Consider the following 19,269-nt stretch of genomic DNA (forward strand, 5'->3'; position numbering starts at 1 on the left):
ACATTTTCAGCCCACGACCTCCCCGAGAAGGTGCAGCGGCGCGGCCACGACCCCCACAAGATCAAGAGCTTTCTGGTACGCCATGGCGTGCTCTGGCGTGACCGGCCCGCCCACCAGAGGCAGCCCGGGGGTGACCGCGTGCAGCAGCGACTCGAGCTGGCACGACGCGATCGCCCCGGGCAGCCGGCCGGGATGCGCGGAGATCGGCAGCCCGGCGGCCATGGTCCGGGTCGACGGCCCGCAGTCGAGCAGTCCCCCGCCGACGATCAGTACGTCGTTCCGGGCGCGCATCCGCGCCAGCGCCCGCGTGGTGTCGAAACAGTGCGGGAACGAATCGTCGACCAGGATCGTGCCGGGCCGTAGCCGATCGACGTCGAGAGTGCCGGGCCCACCGCTGGTGGCGGCCACGATCACGTCGGCCCGGTAGATCGCGCCGACCCCGTCGGTGACGATCTCGATCGGCCCCGGATAGCCGTTCCGGCGCAGGTCGGCGCCGAGGGCGAACAGCCGCTCGGCAGCCGACGGCAGGTCGCACAGCACCAGCGCGGCCGGGGGTTCACCGGCCTGGGCCAGCAGCAACGCCAGCGACGACGACCCGATCGAGCCGACCCCGAGCACGCCCAGCACCCGCCCGGCCAGGGAACGACCGGCCGCCGCGAACGTGGTCCGGACCACCGAGGCGGCGGTCACCGCGTGCCCGGTGGTGACCTGCACGTCCGAGCGGATCAGCCGGGTGACCGCCGCGCCGTACCCGGTGTGCGCGGGGATCATGCCGGCCAGCGAGACGGTCCGGGCCCCGAGACCGGCCGCCAGGTCGGCGGCGGCCGCGGCGTCGGGGGCCAGATCAGTTGCGGTCAGCTCGTCGTCGAAGCGGGGCAGGCAGACGAACCCGGACCGCCCCAGCGGGGTGTCGATCGTCTCGAGCAGCCGCGGAGCGTTGCCGGGGAAGAGGGCGGCCCGGATCGCTTCCCGGGAGAGGGTGGGCAGCATGTCCCGTACGGCTGGGGGCAGGTCGCCGGCGAGTGCCGCGAGGTGGGCCGGCGCCGGGAGGTAGCCGACGAGCGCGGCGTCCAGGCGGTCGGCGGCGGTCGTCGTGCCCGATGGCCGGGAGGCGGGACGGGCCGTGGTGCTCGTTGCCGGTCCCGAGCCGGAGTCGAAGCCGGGATCCGGGTCATCGAGCGGTGCGGCGGATTCCAGGTCGGTGCGGAGGTGTTCGGCCAGGGTGGTCAGGGTCGACTCCGGGAGGCGGCCGCGGAAGGTCAGGCGTAGGCCGCCGTCGACCGGGCGGGCCGCCAGCAGCACGTCGGTGCCGGGTGGCACGGTCATTTCGGCGTCCGCGTCGTCCCAGGTCAGACGCAGGGTCTTGCCCTGCAGTGGGCCGAGTGCGGCGAAGTCGAGGTAGGTGAAGAAGAACTGCCAGCCGCGTGGCGCGACGAAGCTGCGAGTGCGAGCCTCGGTCACCGCGGCCGCCATCCGTTCCAGGTCGGCGCGGAACCCGGCGGGCGGGCCGGGCCGCACGGCGACCGCTGTCGCGCACGGTCCGAAGATCCGGGCCAGGTCCGGGAGGGCGTGATCGCGACCGGTCACCGCGACACCGATCGCCGGGTCCGGGCGGTCCAGCACCCGGCTGAGCGCCCGGTGGTAGGCGGTGAGGACCGGCGCCATCGGGGTGGTGCCCGCCGCCACGGCGAGGGCCCGCAGCCGGGACACCGTCGCCGCGTCGAGCGTGATCCCGGCCGTCGCGGTCGCCGTGCCGTGCCCGAGCGGCACCCCGTCATAGGGTGCGGACTCCGGCGCCAGCCCGTCGAGCAGCCCGACGTAGTCCCGGAACGACGACCGCAGCGGTGCCAGCTCTTCCTGGTCGTAAACGGTCAACAGTTCCCGCGCGAGCAGCGCCACGCTGTACCCGTCACCGACCAGGTGGTGCGCGTGCAGCAGCAGGGCGTGCTCCTCCGGACCGACCTGGATCAGCCGCAACCGCACCAGTGGCCAGCGCGCAGGGTCGAAACGGTGTGCCCGCTCGGCCGCGATCGCCGCCTGCGCTGCTCCCGGCTCGGCGGCCGCGACGTATTCCACGGTCAACCGGGCTGTTGCTGACAGCTCTCGCTGCACCGGTGGGCGGGCGTGCCGGCGGAACACCGTTCGCAGCATCGCGTGCCGCTCCACCAGGGTGTTCACCGCCTGCTGCAGACGTTCCCGATCGATCGGGCCGTGCAGACGCGGCGCGGCCAGCCAGGTCGAGTCGGCGCCGACCGCGTCGGCCAACAGGAACCCGCGTTGGCTCGGCGTCAGCGAAAACTCCGCGTTGTCGGGAGCCGCCGTGCCGCCCGCTGCGGCTGCCCGGTCACCCGAGCCGGTCTCCGACGCCGCCTGTGCCGCATCGATCGCTGCGGCCAGGGCCAGCACGGTGCGGTGCTGATAGATCACGGTGGGCCGGGGCAGAATCGGACACTCTGGTTCCAGGGCCGCGAACATCTCCAGGACCCCGATCGAGTCACCGCCCAGCGCGAAGAAGTCGTCGTCGCGCCCGACCACCGGCACGTCCAGCTGCCGCGCCCAGATCCGCGCCAGCAGCCGCTCGGTCGCGGTGACCGGAGCCGCTCGCACCGGTTCCGCACCCGCCACCAGCACCGTCCGGTCGATCTTGCCGGTGGCGGTGAGCCGCAGCTCCGCCACGATCTCGATCCGCGCCGGCACGAGATAAAACGGCACAAACCTTTCCGCGTACGATCGCAGCTCCGCTCCGGTCACCCCCGCGCCCCGGGCCTGCACCCACGCGATCAGCCGTTTCCCGTCCACCCGCACGGCGACCCGGTCCACGTCGGGGTGCCCGCGCAGCACGGCCTCGACCTCACCCGGCTCCACCCGGTACCCGTGCAGTTTGACCTGGTCGTCGAGCCGCCCGCGGAACCACAGCACCCCGTCGCGGTCGCACACCGCCCGGTCGCCGCTGCGATACCAGCGCCGCCCGTCGCGCTCCACGAACACCGCCGCGGTCTGCTCCGGATCGTCCAGGTACCCGGCTGCCACCCCGGCACCGCCGATCCACAGCTCCCCGACCTCACCCGGCGCGCACACCCGCCCGTCCACGCCGACCACCTCGACGACCGCACCGCCGACCGCGCGCCCGATCGGCAGGTGCCGTACGTCGTCGCCCGGCCGCTCCGCGATCACCTGGAACGTCGCGTTGATCGTCGTCTCGGTCGGGCCGTACAGGTTGGCGACCCGCTGACCCGGCCCGACCAGGTCGAACCAGCGCCGTACGTGCGCCGGGGACAGCTCCTCGCCGCCGACGTGCACCCACCGCAGCGCGGACAGGTCGGCGTGCTGCCGCTCGGCCGCCGCCAGCAGCTGCTCCCACAGCGTCGGCACCGAACTCCACACCGTCACCCGGTCCGCGACGAGCCGGCGCACCAGCTCGGCCGGATCGCGGACGGTGTCGCGCCCCCAGCACACCACTGTCGCGCCGACCAGCAGTGGGGCGAGCAGCTGCCGTACCGAGGCGTCGAAACACGGCGACGCGGTCTGCGCCAGGCGGTCGCCGGCACGATAGCCGAACTCCGTGATCGCCCAGTCCAGGTAGTTGGCCATCGCCCGCTGACTGATGGCGACACCTTTCGGGCGGCCGGTCGACCCCGACGTGAAGATCACGTATGCGTCGTCGTCGGGGTGGGTGGTGACGGCCGGGCGCTTGCCCTTCGTACCATCGAGGGTGATTGTCGGTCGTGGGCGGACCTGCCTCCGGTCGCCTGCGGAGACCCCCAGCGGCCTGTCGTCGTCGACGTTGACCAGCGTGAATCCGTTGAGGAGCGGTGCGGTGGTGGTGTCGCAGACGAGCACGGTGACGCCGGCACGTTCCAGCTGGCCGGCCAGGCGCGCGGGCGGGTGCGCGGGGTCGAGGGGCACCCAGGCCGCGCTCGCCTTGAGGATCCCGACTACGCCGGCCACCGTGGCGAACCCCGGGCCGGTGATCAGGCCGATCCGGCGGGCTCGATGGCTCGCCAGCCGATCCGCCAGCCGATCCGAGGCTTCGTCGAGGTCACGGTAGGTGAACGGTTGCCCGTCGGCGAGGACGGCTGTCGCATCCGGGGTGCGGCGGCTCTGCTCCCGGATCCGGTCGATCACCGCAGTCTGTGCGGTCGGCGCGGGATCCACGACCGGCGTGATTTCCGCGGGCGGCGCGCTTTCCGCGGGCGGCGTCGTTGCCGTCGGATGTTCCGCGGCGATCGGCTCCGCGCCCTCGTCGGGCAGGGCCAGCGACACGATTTCGGCCAGGTGGTCCGCGGCGAAGCGTTTGATGGTGGCGGGGTGGAACAGGGCGGTCGGATAGTTCCAGGAGAAGTGCAGGGTCTGGTGGGATTCGAAGCAGACCAGGCCCAGCCGGGTCGCCGCCGACGCGGTGCCGGCGGTGGTCGCCAGCACCGGTGCCGCCGCGCCGCCCGCGCCCGGGAAGCGGGCGAAGCTGAAGCTCGCCGGGCTGGCCGTGCGCGGACCGGCCGGACCGGTGGCCAGCATCCGGGCCAGGTCCACGGTGGCGACCGAGCCGTGGCGTTCGCTGTCCAGCCACGCCTGCCGCAGGCGGTCGGCGAGCGCCACCGCGGGCTCGCCGGGCACGATCCGGGCGAGTACCGGCAGGGTGTCCGCGAACGGCCCGACGATCCGGTCGATGTCGGCCAGCCGTGCGGTCCGGCCCGCGCGGGCGACCTGCACCGGTATGTCGTCCTGGCCGCTCCAGCGGGCCAGGCAGCGCACATATCCGGCCAGGAGCAGGTGGAACAGCGAGACCCCGGCGGCGCGGGCCCGCTGCTGCAGCCGGGCGCTCAGCTCGGCGTCGATGGCGACCTGGTGCACGGCGTAGGGCGGCTCCGGATCCGTGCCGGGGTCCCCGTCGAACGGGAGGGCCAGGGCGGGATATCGGGTGAGCTCGGTCTGCCACCAGCGCAGATCGGCGGTCTCGGGCGGGACGCGGAGCGCCTCGTGGTCCGCGAACGTGGCTACCGGCGCCGCGGCCGGCTCGCCACCGGCGTAGCGGGCCCAGAGTTCGTCGCCGAGAATCGCCAGGCTGTAGCCGTCGGCCGCGGCGTGATGCGCCACCAGGATCAGGTATGCGGTGGCCGGGCCAGCGATCGCGAGCACCGCCCGCAGGGGCGCTTCCCGGTCCAGGGCGAAGGTCCGGTTCCGCAGCGCCGCGTCAAGCTCCGCAACCGGGCCGGGCAGGTCAGCGGGACGGTCCCCGACCGATCCGCGCAGGGCGGGCGCGGGATCCGCTGCCGGGCCGCGCAGGTCGGTGACGGTGAACCACGTCGGCCATTCGCCACTGCTTGCGGGTTCGACGTGCTGGCCGCCCGCGCCGAGGCGCACCCGCAGCATCGGATGCCGTTGTTCCAGGTCGGCGAAGGCAGCCGCCAGGCGCTGCACGTCGATCGGCCCGGCCAGGGCCTGCCGCACGTAGGCGTACGACGGCACCTCGGGATACAACCGCCCGTTGGTGTGGAACGCCCGCTGCACCGGACTGAGCGGAAACTCCGGGCCGGCGACGGCACCGACCGGAGTCTCGCCGACGCTGAGGTGCCCGGCCAGTTCGGCCACCGTCCGGAACTCGAAGAACAGCGTCGTCGACAGCGTCCGCCCGAGCCGCGTCTCCAGCTCCTTGACCAGGTCGACCGCGGTCAGCGAGTCGAGCCCCAGCGTCAGGAACGGCTCGTCCATCCCGATCGTCCCGGGTTCCCGCTCGAGCGCCCCGGCCAGGAGCTCCCGGATGATCGACGCCAACCCGTCCCGGCCCGGCGCCCCCGTCTCGGCCTGCCCGCGGGCCGCAACGGTGCCCGTCGAACCCGCCGTGGTCCGGTTGCCCTCCATCGGCGCCACCGCGGGGCTCGCGGTCCGCACCGCCACCCGGGCCATCCCCTCCGGCAGCGCTCGGGCCAGGCCGGACGGCTCCGGGCGTGCGGCGACAGGCGGCGATCCCCGCAATGCCGCGGCAGCCCGCGCGTCGGCGCCGGTCCGTGCTTCCGGGAGGGAGACCAGGACCTGGGCGACGTCGAGGGCGGCTGCGGCCCACAGCAGGTCGGGCAGCAGGTCGAGAGCGAGAGCGTCGCCGCCGACACCGTGGCCGGCGGCCAGGCCGCCACCGGCCAGGGCCGGCAGATTCACCGCGACGAATCTACGGCCGGCGGCGCGCTCGGCCGCCGCGAAAGCATCGAGGTACGCGTTCCCGGCAACGTAGTCGCCGACCGCGCCGGCCAGGCCTGGCAGCACCGACGACACCGAGGACAGCGCGATCACCAGCGGCAGTGCTGGGAGCTGCGGCTGCGGCTGCGGCGGCTGTCCCGACAGTGGCTGCGGTTGCAGCTGCGGCGTGCCGGAAACACCGGATACACCGGATACACCGGATACACCGGATACACCGGATACACCGGATACACCGATTATTTCGGTTAAGTCGGGTGCTTGGCGGTCGCCGAGGACGGCTCGGGCCAGCACATCGGTGCCGCGGACCTTTGCCGCCAGCCCGGCAGCCAGATCGGAATCGGTCTTCGCGCGCAGGCTTCCCGGGCGCACCACCCCAGCCGCGTGCACCACCACATCGAACGAGCGGCCGGCCACCAGCGCCGCCACGTCCTCTTCGAGCGAAATGTCCGCACGCCGATACTCCGCGTTCGCGCCCAGTCCGCGCAGCTCGGCCAGCAAGGCGACCGGCTCGGCCGAACGCCCGGCCAGCAGCAGGTCCGGGTGCCCGCGCCGGGCGAGGTGCCGGGCGATCGCCGCGCCGGCCGCACCCGCGCCACCGGTGATCAGGTAGTTCCCGTCCGGCGGCAGCACCAATGATTCACCCGACAAAACCGCATTTAAGGTACGAGTGAGCCGCCGCCCGCCCCGCCACGCCACGATCTCCGCGGGACCGGGCGCGGGCGGGACCTGCGCCTCCTCGTCGACGGCGGCGAGCCGGACGGCTTCGGGGGTGCCGGAGGTGACGTCGATGATGCGTACCCCGAGGGTGTGGTTCTCGTCGGCCAGGGCCATCAGCAGCCCGGACCAGACCGCGTGCGCCGGGCTCGGAGTTTCGCCGGGGTTCCCGGTCGCGTAGAGATCCTCGGTGACGACCAGCAGGTGCCCGGATCGCGGCAGCGTGGGCAGCGTGGCGATCGCGTCCGGCCCGCCGTGATCAAGTCGCAGCACCGAGGCCGTCGGGGGCGCGGACGACGGCGGCGCCAGCGGCGTGTCGACCCAGCGGACCGTCGACAGGACCGGCGGGCGCGGGTCGGTCACCCAGTACCGGCGGCGCTGATAGGGATAGGTCGGCAGCGCCACGCGGCGGGTGCCCCGGTCCAGTTCTGACCGATCCAGCACACCCCCGAGCCGCCACCACTTCCCCGCCGTCGTCAGCAGTTGCTCGTCGGCGACCAGCACCACGGCGCCGCTCGACCGCCCCGCCGGGACGCCCGCGCCGATCACGACGGCCAGGTCATAACCCGCCGTCACGAGCCACCGCACCGCCCCGTCGCCGTCGCTGTGGCAGCCGGGCGCGCACCGCGCCGGATCGAGGAGTGTGACGTGGTCGCCGGTGGCAGGGTCGAGCAGTGGGATCCGGGCCGTGCCCGGCTCACCGCCGACGGACACGTCCGGTGCCACCGGCCGGGCCGGACCCGACTCCCCACCGTCGGACTCGGGCGGCATCGCCAGCCGGATCGCGGCCGCCGGGCGGAGCGCACCGGTGAACACGGCCGCGGCCAGGGCGGCCGCTCCGAGCCCGGTGACGGCGTCCGGGCGTACCCCGGAAGTCCGCAACCGATCGCCCACCGCGATCCCGAAAGCGACCGTGACCAGGCCGCTGACCTCGGGTTTCGCTGCGGCGTCCGGGTCAGCGAACCAGGACGTGAGGGATCGCCCGGCCACCGGGCCGACCTCGGCGGACAGCTGGTCGACGGCGGCGCGGACCGCGGGCGTTGTCGCGTACAGATGACTGGCCTGACCCGGCGCCGGCGCGCTGAACAGCAGAAACGTCCGGGCGGTCCGGAGCACCGGAGGCCCGGTGGGCGCCGACGCGAGGCGGTCGGCGAGGTCACCGTCAGCGACGACCGCGATCCGGTAGGGGCCGTCGTCACGCGCCGTCGACGCCGTCGCACAGACCTCGGCATCGCGGAGTTCCGGATGGGCGCGCAGGTGCGCGACCAGGTCATCCGCCGCGGCCCGCAGCCCCGCCGCCGACCGCGCCGACAGAGTCAGCAGACGCGCCCCGGCACCGGCCGGCACGGCAGGTCCGGCCGGCCCCGAGGCGGGCGCGGAGAGGATCGCGTGGGCGTTGGTGCCGCCGAAACCGAAGCTGTTGATCGCGCCCACCCGCGGCCCCACCCACGGACGACGCTCGGTGACCACCGCGAACCCCGCCCCGGCCAGATCGAACCGCGGCGACGGCCGGCGGTGATGCAGCGACGGCGGCAACTCACCGTGCTGCAGCGACAGCACCAGCTTCACCAGCCCCGGCATCCCCGCGGCGTTGAGCAGATGACCGATATTGGTCTTCACCGAACCGAGCCACCGCACCCGCCCCTCCGGCAGCGGCGCAAATGCGTGCGCGAGCGACCGCGCCTCGATCGGATCGCCGACCGCGGTCCCGGTCCCGTGCGCCTCCACATAGCCGACCTCGGCCGGATCCACCCCGCACTCCGCATACGCCTCGCTGATCACCTGCTGTTGCAGCAGCGGGTTCGGAGCCATCAGGCTCAGCGAGCGGCCGTCGTTGTTGACCGCGGTGCCCCGCACCACGGCCAGCACCCGGTCACCGGTCGCGTCGGCGAGCCGGGTCAGCACGAGCGCCGCACCGCCCTCGCCGGGGACGAACCCGTCCGCGCCGGCGTCGAAGGCCCGGCAGCGCCCGGTCGGCGAGAGCGCCTGCGCGCCGGCCAGCAGACGATGGGCGGTTCCGGTCAGGTTCAGGTTGACGCCGCCGACCACGGCGATGTCGCAGTCACCGGCGGCGAGGCTGCGGCGGGCCAGGTGCAGGGCGACCAGCGCGGACGAACACGCGGTGTCGACGGCGAGCGCCGGGCCGTGCAGGTCGAGCAGGTGGGCGACCCGGGCGGCGGTGAGGTTGCGCAGCGTGCCGGTCAGCGCGTGCGCCTGGTCGAGGTCGGTGTCGTCGAACAGTTCCGGGTAGGCGCTCTCGCCGACCGCCGCGAACACCCCGATCCGGCGGCCACGGCGGCGCGGGCCGGCGTACCCGGAGCGTTCCAGGGCCTCGTGTGCGAGTTCGAGCAGGATCCGGGCGTGCGGGTCGAGGTAGCGGGCCTCGGTCTCGCCGATCCCGAAGTAGCCGGCGTCGAACTGGGCCGGATCGGACAGGAACGCGCCATGACCGTCCCAGCCGGTGGCCCGGGTGACGCTGTCGCGGCCGGCGAGCAGGTTGGCCCAGAACTGCTCCGGGGTGTCGGCGTCCGGGAACCGGCAGGCCATCCCGATCACCGCCAGTTCCCCACCGCCCGGGCGCGCCACCGGGGCGGGCCGCTCGGCGGGTGCGGCGCCGGGGGTGAGCAGGCGGGCGGCCAGGGCCGGCACGGTGGCACAGTCACGCAGGTCAGCCGGGTGCAGCGAGCGGCCGAACGCGTCCTCCAACTCGGCGAGCACTTCCATGGCGGCCAGCGACGTCCCGCCGATCGCCAGGAACCGGTCGTCGGGACCGATCTGCTCCGTGGGCAGGCGCAGCACCCGGGACCAGGCGGCGCGGATGAGCTGCTCGGCGTCGTGACGGGTGCGCGGAGGTCGTACCGAAGACGTGGGTGGCGGAGAGACCGCGGGCGTCTGGTCAAAAGCGGTCGCAACCGTCGTCAGCAGGTGGTCGCGAAGCCGGTTGCGGCGCAGCTTTCCGCTGGTGGTGCGGGCGAACGTGCCGCGCGGCACGACGTGGACCTCGACCCGGTCGTAGCCGAGCGCCTCGGCGACCCGGACCCGGGCGTGTTCGGCGGCGGCCGGCTCGTCGCGCACCGCCGGCGCGGATAGGAAGACGGCCACGCGTTCGCCGCCGGTGCCCGGATCGGTCACCCCGACCACCGCGACCGGACCGGCGCCCAGACCCGGGGTCGCCGCCACGAGCTGTTCCACATCGGCCGCGTGGAAGTTGCGGCCATGGATGAACAGCACGTCCTTGGCGCGACCGGAGACGCAGAGCCGACCGGCGCGCAGGAAACCGACGTCGCCGGTCCGCAGCCAGCCGTCCACCAGAGCATCCGCGGTCGCGGCCGGATCCCGGTGGTAGCCGCGCATCACGTTCGGGCCGCGCAGCTGGATGCCACCGGTCAGGCCGTCCGCCACCGGACGGCCGGCGTCGTCGACGATCCGGATCTCGCAGCCCGGCACCGGATGACCGACATCCATCAGCTCGACCGTGTCGTCCGACAACTCGGCGACCTCCACGGCGACACCCCGGGACAGCGCGGCACGGCTGAGCCGGACCGGCTCGGCCAGCGAGAACATCGGCGGGAACGCGACCGCTACGGTCGCCTCGGCCAGCCCGTAGACCGGCTGCAACGCCCGCGGGTCGAGCCGGGCCCGCGCCAGCTTGTCCGCGAACGCCCGCCAGACCGCCGGCACGATCGGCTCCGCGCCGACCATGACCAGGCGGACCCGGCTCAGATCCAGCTCGGCGAGGACCTCGTCGCGGACCCGGCGCACGGTCAGCGCGAGCGCGAAGTTCGCCGCGGTCAGTACGGTCGCCCGGTGCGCGTGCGCGGCCCGCAGCCACACCTCGGGTCGCTTCGCGAAGGTCATCGGACTGATCCGGATCTGCCGGCACCGGACAAAAAGCGGCCCGAGATGGGTGCCGATCAGGCCCATGTCGTGGAAGTACGGCATCCAGGTCAGGATCACGTCGTCCGGTCCGGTGCCGGCCGCCTGGGAGGCCTGCTCCAGGTTCGCCACCAGGTTGCCGTGGGTGAGTTCGACGCCCTTCGGCGCGCCGGTGCTCCCCGACGAGAACTGCAGGAACGCCAGGTCGTCAGGCCCGGCCGAGACCGGCTCGGTCAACGCCGGACCGGCCAGCAACTGACCGATCGTGAACAGCCGCCCGCCGTCCGGTGCCAGATCGCCGGCCAGGGCCGGCTCACCCAGATGCCGCCAGACGGCCTCGATCCGCTCCGGTTCCGGCGGCAACGGCACGGGTACGACCCCGGCCAGCACCGCGCCCCAGAACAACGGCAGGAACTCCGCGCTGTCCTCGGCCACCAGGAGCAGGAAGTCACCCTGCGTGAGCCCGGCGGCGCGGAGTCCACCGCCGACCCGCAGCGCATCGGCATACAACTGCGCGTAGCCGGTGTGCCGCTCCGCACCGTCGCCGCCGACGTGCACCACCACCTGCTCGGGGGCGTGGGTGGCCGCACGGATCAGCACGTCGATCAGCGTCATGATCAACATCCTATCGGCGCAGTTCAACCCGTCTATCTTTACTGTCCGTGAGGTTATAACCATGCACCAGCCTGCAAAAAGCGCTCATTCCGTCGGCCGGGAGGGGCAGATCGGACGTTCCGTGCATCACACTGAGCTACCCCGATCCGCTTCCGCACCACGCGGAGCAGGTAGCCTCCCCGACCATGCGTGGATCCACCATCGCAGCTGTCGCCACGTTTACCCTCCTGGCGATCACCGGCTGCGCAAACAGTGACGAGTCAGCTCCCGCCGCCACCGCGGCCGGGTCTGCGAACATGGCCGGTTTCGACAAGGGCACGGCGGGCGCCTGCACGGTGGCCGACCAGGCCACCCACGGCGAGGAAGGACGCGACCTGGACCTGGCTACCGCCAGGGACATCGTCACTTTCGGTAAGACCTCGAAGAGCACGATCATCACCGCGGCCACCGAGGTGCTGAACAGTTCGGTGGCCAGGGCGCAGGCCGCGGCCGGCGAACCGAACGAGGCGGTCCTGACCGCCGAGGTCAGCTCCGCGATCCTGAAGGTCCAGACGGTCTGCAAGGACACCGAGGCCGTGAAGGCGAGCATCACCACGCCGTCCACGGTCAGCGACTCTGAGGACGCCACCCCCGGTACGGTCACCGACACCAAGGCCAACTGAACCGGATTTCTGCCGCGGGCCGGGGACGCTGAACCATCAGCGATCCCGGCCTGATTCTTTTCGGTCAGCCAGCACTGGCCTGCTTCTCATCGGTCAGCCAGCACCGGCCGGGCGCCACGGGTGCCCCGCCTCGGTCGGCTGCGCCCCCGCGACAACCTCGACGGCATAGGTGGGCCGTTCCCCCGGCCGCTCCCCCGGCCGCTCTCCCGCCACCGGCCCGAGATAACGGTGACCGGTCAGATGGCACCAGGCCGGCAGGTCCAGCGGCGCCGCCGGATCCGTGGCGATCAGGTGCACCACCGCGCCCGGCGTCAGCGTCGCGATCAGCCGCCGCAGCTCGATCAGCAGCAGCACACAGCGCCGATCCCCGCCGTCGAGCACCACCGGCACCACGTCGATCCCCACGCGCTCATCCCATCACATGCGGGATCCGGCTGAAGATTCCCCACTCCCGCCGCCCCTCGGCGCCACCGTTGCTAGCTTCAGGCAAAACGCGCATATAGCTCATTGCGCGGCCAACCGCAACGGGTGGAGACGTCATGCCGGCAGCACTCGAGGGGCACGGCACGCAAGCAGAGGAAATCGGGGTCCTCGGTGAGGCCGCCCTCGCCGACGGGGTCCGCGGCATCAGCCACGCGCCCTACAAGAGCGGTGTGATCGGCATCAACGACGCGGCGAGCCCACAGGCCGGGCCCGGCGTGCAGGGTGTCGGCAAGGTCGGCGCGGGGGTGGTCGGCGAGAGCGAGCGCTGGCACGGGATCTACGGCAAGACCGACAGCACCATCGGCGGCGCCGGCGTGATGGGCGAGGGCGCCGCCGGCGGCCCCGGCGTACTCGGCAAGAGCCAGCACTGGCACGGCGTGTACGGCGAGACGTCGGCAGCCGGAACCACCGGCGCGGCCGCGGTGTGGGGCGAGAACAAAGCCGACGGCACCGGCGTCGTCGGGCACAGCGCCCACGGCACCGGCGTCTACGGCAAGAGTGACACCGGAGCGGCCGGCATCTTCGACGGCAAGCTCGAGGTGCGCGGCGACCTGGACGTGGCCGGCGACATCAAGCTGCTCGGCGGGGACCTCGCCGAACTGTTCGCCAGCCGGACCGCCACCCGCCCCGCCGAGCCCGGCACCGTGATGAGCCTCGACGAGAACGGCACGATCGCACCCAGCGCCGCCGCCTACGACAAGAAGGTCGTCGGCGTGATCGCCGGCGCCGGCAGCTACCGGCCCGGCGTGATCCTCGACGCCGGCTGCGGGGAGCAGGCCCGGCCCATCGCCATGGTCGGGAAGGCGTACTGCCGCGCCGACGCGTCCTACGCGCCGATCGAGGTCGGGGATCTGCTGACCGCCTCGCCCACCGAGGGACACGCGATGAAGGCGACCGACCCGTCCCGGGCGTTCGGCGCCGTGATCGGAAAGGCGATGGCCGCGTTGCCCGAGGGCACCGGGCTGCTGTCCATCGTTGTCACCCTGCGATGAACCCTGCCAACACCGGAGCGGCCGACATGGACGACACCTCGCTGTCTCAGAAGACCTCGTCGCGGCGCACGCTGCTGCTCGCCGCGGCCACCAGCGGCGGGCTGGTCCTCAGCGGCGGCATCACGGTCCACGGCACGGCGGCTCACGCCGATGTCGCCGCCGCACCGGAGCTCGCCGTGCGGGGTGCCGTGCCGTCGCTCCGCACCGCGATCACCCAGTTGGGTCTCGAGGGTGTGCGGCCCCGCGGCATGCGCGCCGTCCTGGCCCAGGCGCACGTGCACACCGTCCGCGAACTCCTCGACCAGGCCCGGACCGCCCGGGAGTTGCCGCCGCAACTGCAGTTCCGGCTCCGCGGCTTCTCCGAGCACGCCTCGAACGACAAATGGATCAACGGCGTGAACGACGAGGTCTATCTGTCCGCTGTGGGCACCGACTCCAGCGACGTCACCCTCGACGCCGACGGAAAGCCGCGGGCTCGAACGATCATCACGCCGTCGTTCGGTGACGTCTCCGACGATTCGATCAGGAACGCGTGGAAGCAGAACCCACACGTGCTGATGAGCTTCGACCTGCGGCATCCGGCCAACTGGCCCCGGGCGTTCGTGGTGACCCTGTTGCTCGTCGAAAAAGACGACGAGGACCTCGCCAACTCGTTCCAGGAGCTCCTGGGACAGGTCGGCGGCAAGATCAGAAGTGCCGTGGAGAGTGCGGCCGCCGCCGGAGCGGGGGCCATCGCAGGCGCAACGATCGGCACGGTGATCCCGGGCATCGGCACGGTCGTGGGTGCCGCCGTCGGCGCGCTGGCGGTGTCCGCGTACGACGAACTCGTCACGGCGGTCACGAACGGCCTCAAGAACGACATCTTCTCGCCGCTACCCGTCGGGATCACGTTTCCCGATCCCGGCCAGGTGCGCCGGCACACCGCCATCGGCAAACCTCAGGTCCTGGAGATCAAGGAGCTGGGAGCGCACTACACCATCGAATACGACTGGTTCCTGGCAAGCTGAGAAGCAAGGACAAAATCATCATGGGTACGGAGATCGAAGGCACCACGACCGAACCCGGGACCGCCGGCGTCAAGGGCACCAGTGACCGGTGGAACGGCGTGTTCGGGGTGAGCGTCGCACCAGGCCAGGCGGGCGTCGCCGGCGTCAACGAGAACACCACCGGCGGAACCGGCAACGGCATCTACGGCCGCGGATCCGGCCAGGGCGTCTGGGGGCACGGAGCCGTCCAGGCCGACGCGGTCGGCGTCTGCGGCGTCAGCGACCACAACGACGGCGTACGCGGCTACTCCTCGACCACCGCCAAGACCGGCGTGCTCGGGGTTCACCAGGGCGAAGGCGGCCGGGGCGTCGCCGGAGTCGCCGACAAGGGGCAGGGTGTCTCCGGGGTCAGCGTCACCTCGCACGGCGTGTTCGGCCGATCCGAGCAGAGCGAAGGCGTGCGCGGCGAATCCAACAACGCCCAGCACGGCGGCGTGGTCGGGGTCAGCCTGGCCGCCGGCGGCCACGGCGTCTACGGCACCTGCGACAACGGCACCGGGGTGGTCGCCATCGTCAAGAAGGGCAACGCCCTCTACGCCAAGGCCGACGAGGGAACCGCCGGGACGTTCGACGGCGACGTCGTGATCACCGGCGATCTCCGGCTGAACGGCGCCGACTACGCCGAGTCGCTGACCGTCGCGGATCCGGCGGTCACCGCCGGCATGGTCGTCGTCATCGACGCCGAGGGCAGGATCCGGCCGTGCGTGACCGAATACGACACCCGGGTCGCCGGGGTCGTCTCCGGCGCCGGCGGCGTCAAACCCGCCATCGTCCTGGACCGGCACGACGGCGGCGTACCGGTCGCCCTGATGGGCAAACTGTGGGTGCTGGCGGATGCCACGTCCGGGCCGATCCGATGCGGGGACCTGCTGACCACGTCGTCGACGCCGGGACACGCCCGCCGGGTCACCGATCCGGCCAGCGCCATCGGCGCCATGGTGGGCAAGGCGCTGACCGAACTCGACCACGGCACCGGGCTCGTCCGAGTGCTGGTGAGCGCGACCTAACCGGGCTCAGCCGTCCGGTAGTTCCTGCCGGGCGGCGCCCCCGGGACCGGCTTCGCGATCAACGCCACCGGCACGAAGAAACAGATCTGCGCGATGACCAGCGTCAACGTCCACAGTGCCCGCTCGTCATAGTGCTCCGCCACGCGGGCGAAAAGCCGATCAGAAACCCTTTCACCGTACGAAGGAACCGTCAGCACCGCCTCCACCAGCTCCAAAGCGACCCGTTCGGCCGGGGTGAAGAACGGCGCGTCCACCCACGACGCCACCGCCGTGATCCGTTCCTCGGTCTCCCCCGCCCGGCGCAGGTTCCCGGTCTGCCGGACCGTGTGATAGGTGTTCCCGACGATCTGCCCGGCCCGCAACTGCACCAGTCCGATGGTGATCGGCGGGATCGCTCCGTTGAGAGTGGCCTTGGTCAGCGACGCGGCGAACCCGGCCATCTCCGGGAAGTAGCCGGCGGGGTCGCTCAGGCGTGAAGTCTCGGTCATGTCCGCTCGACGAGACAGCCCCGGCTAACGTGAGGCCTCACATTCCCGCGCGCTGTTCCGTCGGAAGGACATGCGCACCACCATGACCGTCCCGCTGAACGAGCGACGCCAGCTGATCAACGTGGCCTACCGGCTGCTCGGCTCCCTCGCCGACGCCGAGGACGTGGTCCAGGAGACGTACGCCCGCTGGTATGCCCTGACCCCCGCCCAGCAGGACGCGATCGACGTCCCCGGCGCCTGGCTGACCAAGGTCGCCAGCCGGATCTGCCTCGACCAGCTGCGCTCGGCCCGGGTCCGCCGCGAACGCTACGTCGGCTCGTGGATCCCGGAACCGCTCCCCGCACCGGACGGCAGCGACCCCGCCGACCGGATCACCCTCGACGAATCGGTCAGCATGGCGTTCCTGATCGTCCTGGACGCGATGACCCCGGCCGAACGGGTGGCGTTCGTGCTGCACGACATCTTCCGGTACTCGTTCGCCGAGGTGGCCGAGGTCGCCGGCCGCACACCCGAGGCCTGCCGCCAGCTCGCCTCCTCGGCCCGCCGCCGGATCGCGGCCCAGCCGGTGCTGCCCACCCCGGCCGACCAGCAGGCCCGGGTGGTCCGCGACTTCAAGGACGCCTGGGAAGCGAAGAACATCAAAGCCCTGATCAGCCTGCTCGACCCGGCCGCCACGGTGATCGCCGACGGCGGCGGCCTGGCCGCCGCGGCCCTGCACCCGATCGAGGGCCGCACCCAGATCGCCCGCTACGCCGTCACCATCGCCGACCGCGCCCCCGACATGCACTTCCTGGAACGCACGGTCAACGGCGAGCCCGGCCTGATAGCCCAGGTGAACGGCCAAACCACCGCCGTCCTGGCCTTCGAACTAACCGGCCACCTCATCAAGAACATCTGGTCCATCCGCAACCCGGAGAAGCTGCACCCCTGGCGCTGACCGCCAGGTCTTCGGCTGCTCCTCAGGGGTGCCTCCGGGCGCCGGAGGCACCCCTGAGGACCAGCCAAAGACCGCGAGCTGCACTGGGACCGCGGGCGGTCGCGGGTCTCGGCTGGCGGTCAGGGGTGCCTCCGGCGCCTCGAGACACCCCTCAGCGCCAGCCGGGGACCGCGAGCTGCGCTGCGACGTCGAGCGGTCGCGGGTCTCGGCTGGCGGTCAGGGGTGCCACCGGCGTCTCGAGACACCCCTCAGCGCCAGCCGTGGGACCGCCTGGTACGCGACCTGCTGCGGCGCTGTCATGATCCCGAAGCTGGGCATGGCTCCGCCTCTCTTTCCGGAACGTGGTTCCGGTAATCACTATACGGAACATGGTTCCGATTGCGCGAGGGAACGACCGTTGCCTGGCTACTACGATCGTAGTAGCTTCGGGGCATGGCACACGTGGTGATCGTGACGATCGGGACTCGGGGTGACGTCGTCCCGTACGCAAGCCTTGGTGCCGCCCTCACCGCGGCCGGTGACCGGGTGACGGTCGTGACCCACGCATCGCTCCGGGCGTACGTCGAAGAAGCCGGACTGGGACATGCCGCCGTGCCCGTCGAATTCGGCGCGGGACCACTGACTTCCGTGCGGTTCGCGCGGACCCTGGCCGGGCGCTGGCTCGACGTCGGCCGGGCGATCGCGGCAGCTTCCGGCGACGCGGACCTGCTGGTCCTCGCGCCGATGGGCACACTCGGCTACCACGTGGCCGAGGCGCGGCGGATCCCGAGCATGGGCGCGTTCCTGCAGCCGCTCGAACCGACCCGCGCGTTCCCGCCGCCGCTGTTGACCACCCGGTCGCTCGGCGGGTGGGGTAACCGGGTTGCCGCTCGAGCGTTCCGGGTGGCGGGGCAGGTGCCGTTCGCGCGGGCCACTGCGAAGTTCCGCCGGGAGCTGGGATTGCATCCGCTCGGGGTGCGGGCGACGTTCCGGCGGATGGAGGAGGAGCGGTGGCCGGTGGTGCACGGCTTCAGCCCGTCGGTCGTGCCGCCGCCGGAGGATTGGCCGGCGCACCGCCCGATCACCGGCTACTGGTGGCCGGCCCCGACGGGACAGGGCGGGCTTTCCTCCCGGGTTCGCGCCTTCCTGGACGGCGGCGAGCCTCCGATCTTCGTCGGCTTCGGCAGCATGGCGTGGCCCGGCCTCACCGCGATCGTCGGTGCGGCGCTGGCTCGTCTCGGCCGGAGGGCCGTCGTTCAACGGGGGACGGCGGACCTGTCGGCTGACGGCGCGAACGTCCTGGTCGTCGACGCGGAGCCGCATGCCGAGCTGTTTCCGCGGATGGCCGTGGTGGTGCATCACGGCGGGGCCGGTACGACCGCGGCGGCGCTGCGGGCCGGTGTGCCGTCGGTGGTCACGCCGCTCACGGCCGACCAGCCGTTCTGGGCTTCGCGGGTGGCCACGCTGGGTGCCGGGCCGCCGCCGATTCCGCTGCGGCGGCTGACCGCGGGGCGGTTGGTGGCCGCGATCGAGGCCGCCGCCGCATATCGGGAGGGCGCCGAGGCGATCGCGCGGCGACTGGCGACCGAGGACGGCATCGGCGCCGCGATCACCGAGATCCGCCGGCGGACGACAGCCACCCCGGAATCCGACAGCGCGGAGCTTCCGCCGGGGTCTGGCGGAAAGCGCTTTCGGTAAGGTGGGACCGTGCCGCACCCCACCGCTGTCCGGATCACCGATGCGGCGTTGGAGGTGCTCGGCGCCGGTGGTCTGCACGCGCTGAGTCACACCCGGGTCGACGCGACCGCCGGGCTGCCGACCGGTTCCACCTCTAATCATTTCCGGACCAGGGCGGCGCTGGTCACGGCCACTGTCGCCCGGCTGCGGGAGATCGACGCCGAGAACTATCAGGCGCGGCTCGCCGCGGGGCTGCCGGCCAGCCTGGACGAGCTGGCCGACGCGTACGCGGCGTTCGTCGACGACGCGACCGGGCCGTCGCGGGCCCGGACCGTCGCGCGGTACGTCATCTTCATCCAGGGTGTGGTCGAGCCCGCCCTGCTCGAACAGCTGAACGCCGACCGCCGGTTGCTGGCCGACTGGACCGCCGCCGCGCTCACCGCTGTCGGCGCGCCGGCCGGCATCGCCTCGACCCTGCTGGCCGCCGTGGAGGGGCTGATCCTGCACCGGCTCACCGACTTCACCACCGGCCCGGCCGGCCCGGACGTCCGCCGCCTGGTCACCGGCCTCACCGGCCGCGGAGAGCACCACCCGTAAGGGC

General features: G+C 72.6%; 10 protein-coding genes. 7 read left to right on the forward strand and 3 right to left on the reverse strand.

Going from position 1 to position 19,269, the window contains the following annotated elements; genetic code table 11:
• Window positions 1-6 precede the first annotated feature (6 nt).
• Window positions 7-11,397, reverse strand: coding sequence for a non-ribosomal peptide synthetase (locus ADL15_RS24110; protein ID WP_198170992.1), 11,391 nt, complete (start codon window positions 11,395-11,397; stop codon window positions 7-9).
• Window positions 11,398-11,582: 185 nt separating this feature from the next.
• On the opposite strand from ADL15_RS24110, the gene ADL15_RS24115 reads away from it, so the two are divergent.
• Window positions 11,583-12,059 (forward strand): hypothetical protein, encoded by a 477-nt coding sequence (locus tag ADL15_RS24115; protein WP_157441576.1) that lies wholly within the window; start codon window positions 11,583-11,585, stop codon window positions 12,057-12,059.
• 93 nt (window positions 12,060-12,152) lie between these two features.
• Here ADL15_RS24115 and ADL15_RS24120 read toward each other — a convergent pair whose 3' ends face one another.
• A complete protein-coding gene (locus ADL15_RS24120; protein ID WP_067695504.1) occupies window positions 12,153-12,464 on the reverse strand; it encodes a sulfurtransferase TusA family protein in 312 nt (103 codons plus the stop codon).
• Window positions 12,465-12,598: 134 nt separating this feature from the next.
• Between ADL15_RS24120 and ADL15_RS24125 the strand changes: the two genes are divergently transcribed.
• Genes ADL15_RS24125 through ADL15_RS24135 form a run of 3 tightly spaced genes read left to right on the forward strand, consistent with a single transcriptional unit; the run spans window position 12,599 to window position 15,587 of the window.
• Window positions 12,599-13,534, forward strand: coding sequence for a hypothetical protein (locus ADL15_RS24125; RefSeq protein WP_157441577.1), 936 nt, complete (start codon window positions 12,599-12,601; stop codon window positions 13,532-13,534).
• Window positions 13,531-14,541, forward strand: coding sequence for a hypothetical protein (locus ADL15_RS54390; protein ID WP_198170993.1), 1,011 nt, complete (start codon window positions 13,531-13,533; stop codon window positions 14,539-14,541). Before ADL15_RS24125 ends, ADL15_RS54390 begins: the two co-directional genes overlap by 4 nt.
• Window positions 14,542-14,561: 20 nt before the next feature.
• Window positions 14,562-15,587 (forward strand): hypothetical protein, encoded by a 1,026-nt coding sequence (locus ADL15_RS24135; protein WP_067695510.1) that lies wholly within the window; start codon window positions 14,562-14,564, stop codon window positions 15,585-15,587.
• Here ADL15_RS24135 and ADL15_RS24140 read toward each other — a convergent pair.
• A complete protein-coding gene (locus ADL15_RS24140) occupies window positions 15,584-16,075 on the reverse strand; it encodes a carboxymuconolactone decarboxylase family protein (RefSeq protein ID WP_067695513.1) in 492 nt (163 codons plus the stop codon). The genes ADL15_RS24135 and ADL15_RS24140 overlap by 4 nt on opposite strands.
• A gap of 70 nt (window positions 16,076-16,145) precedes the next feature.
• Here ADL15_RS24140 and sigJ point away from each other — a divergent pair, with 70 nt between their 5' ends.
• The 3 genes from sigJ to ADL15_RS24155 all read left to right on the forward strand — a co-directional run bounded on the left by sigJ (window position 16,146) and on the right by ADL15_RS24155 (window position 19,265).
• The gene (sigJ, locus tag ADL15_RS24145) at window positions 16,146-17,012 is read left to right on the forward strand and encodes an RNA polymerase sigma factor SigJ (protein WP_067695517.1); all 867 of its coding nucleotides are present in this window, start codon (window positions 16,146-16,148) and stop codon (window positions 17,010-17,012) included.
• A gap of 432 nt (window positions 17,013-17,444) precedes the next feature.
• On the forward strand, window positions 17,445-18,689 hold the full coding sequence (locus ADL15_RS24150) for a glycosyltransferase (RefSeq protein ID WP_067695520.1): 1,245 nt from the start codon (window positions 17,445-17,447) through the stop codon (window positions 18,687-18,689).
• Between the two features lie 9 nt (window positions 18,690-18,698).
• Window positions 18,699-19,265 (forward strand): TetR/AcrR family transcriptional regulator, encoded by a 567-nt coding sequence (locus ADL15_RS24155; protein WP_083971676.1) that lies wholly within the window; start codon window positions 18,699-18,701, stop codon window positions 19,263-19,265.
• Window positions 19,266-19,269: the final 4 nt, after the last annotated feature.

The sequence above is a fragment of the Actinoplanes awajinensis subsp. mycoplanecinus genome (assembly GCF_001509495.1).
In the GTDB taxonomy this organism is placed as follows: Bacteria; Actinomycetota; Actinomycetes; order Mycobacteriales; family Micromonosporaceae; genus Actinoplanes; species Actinoplanes palleronii.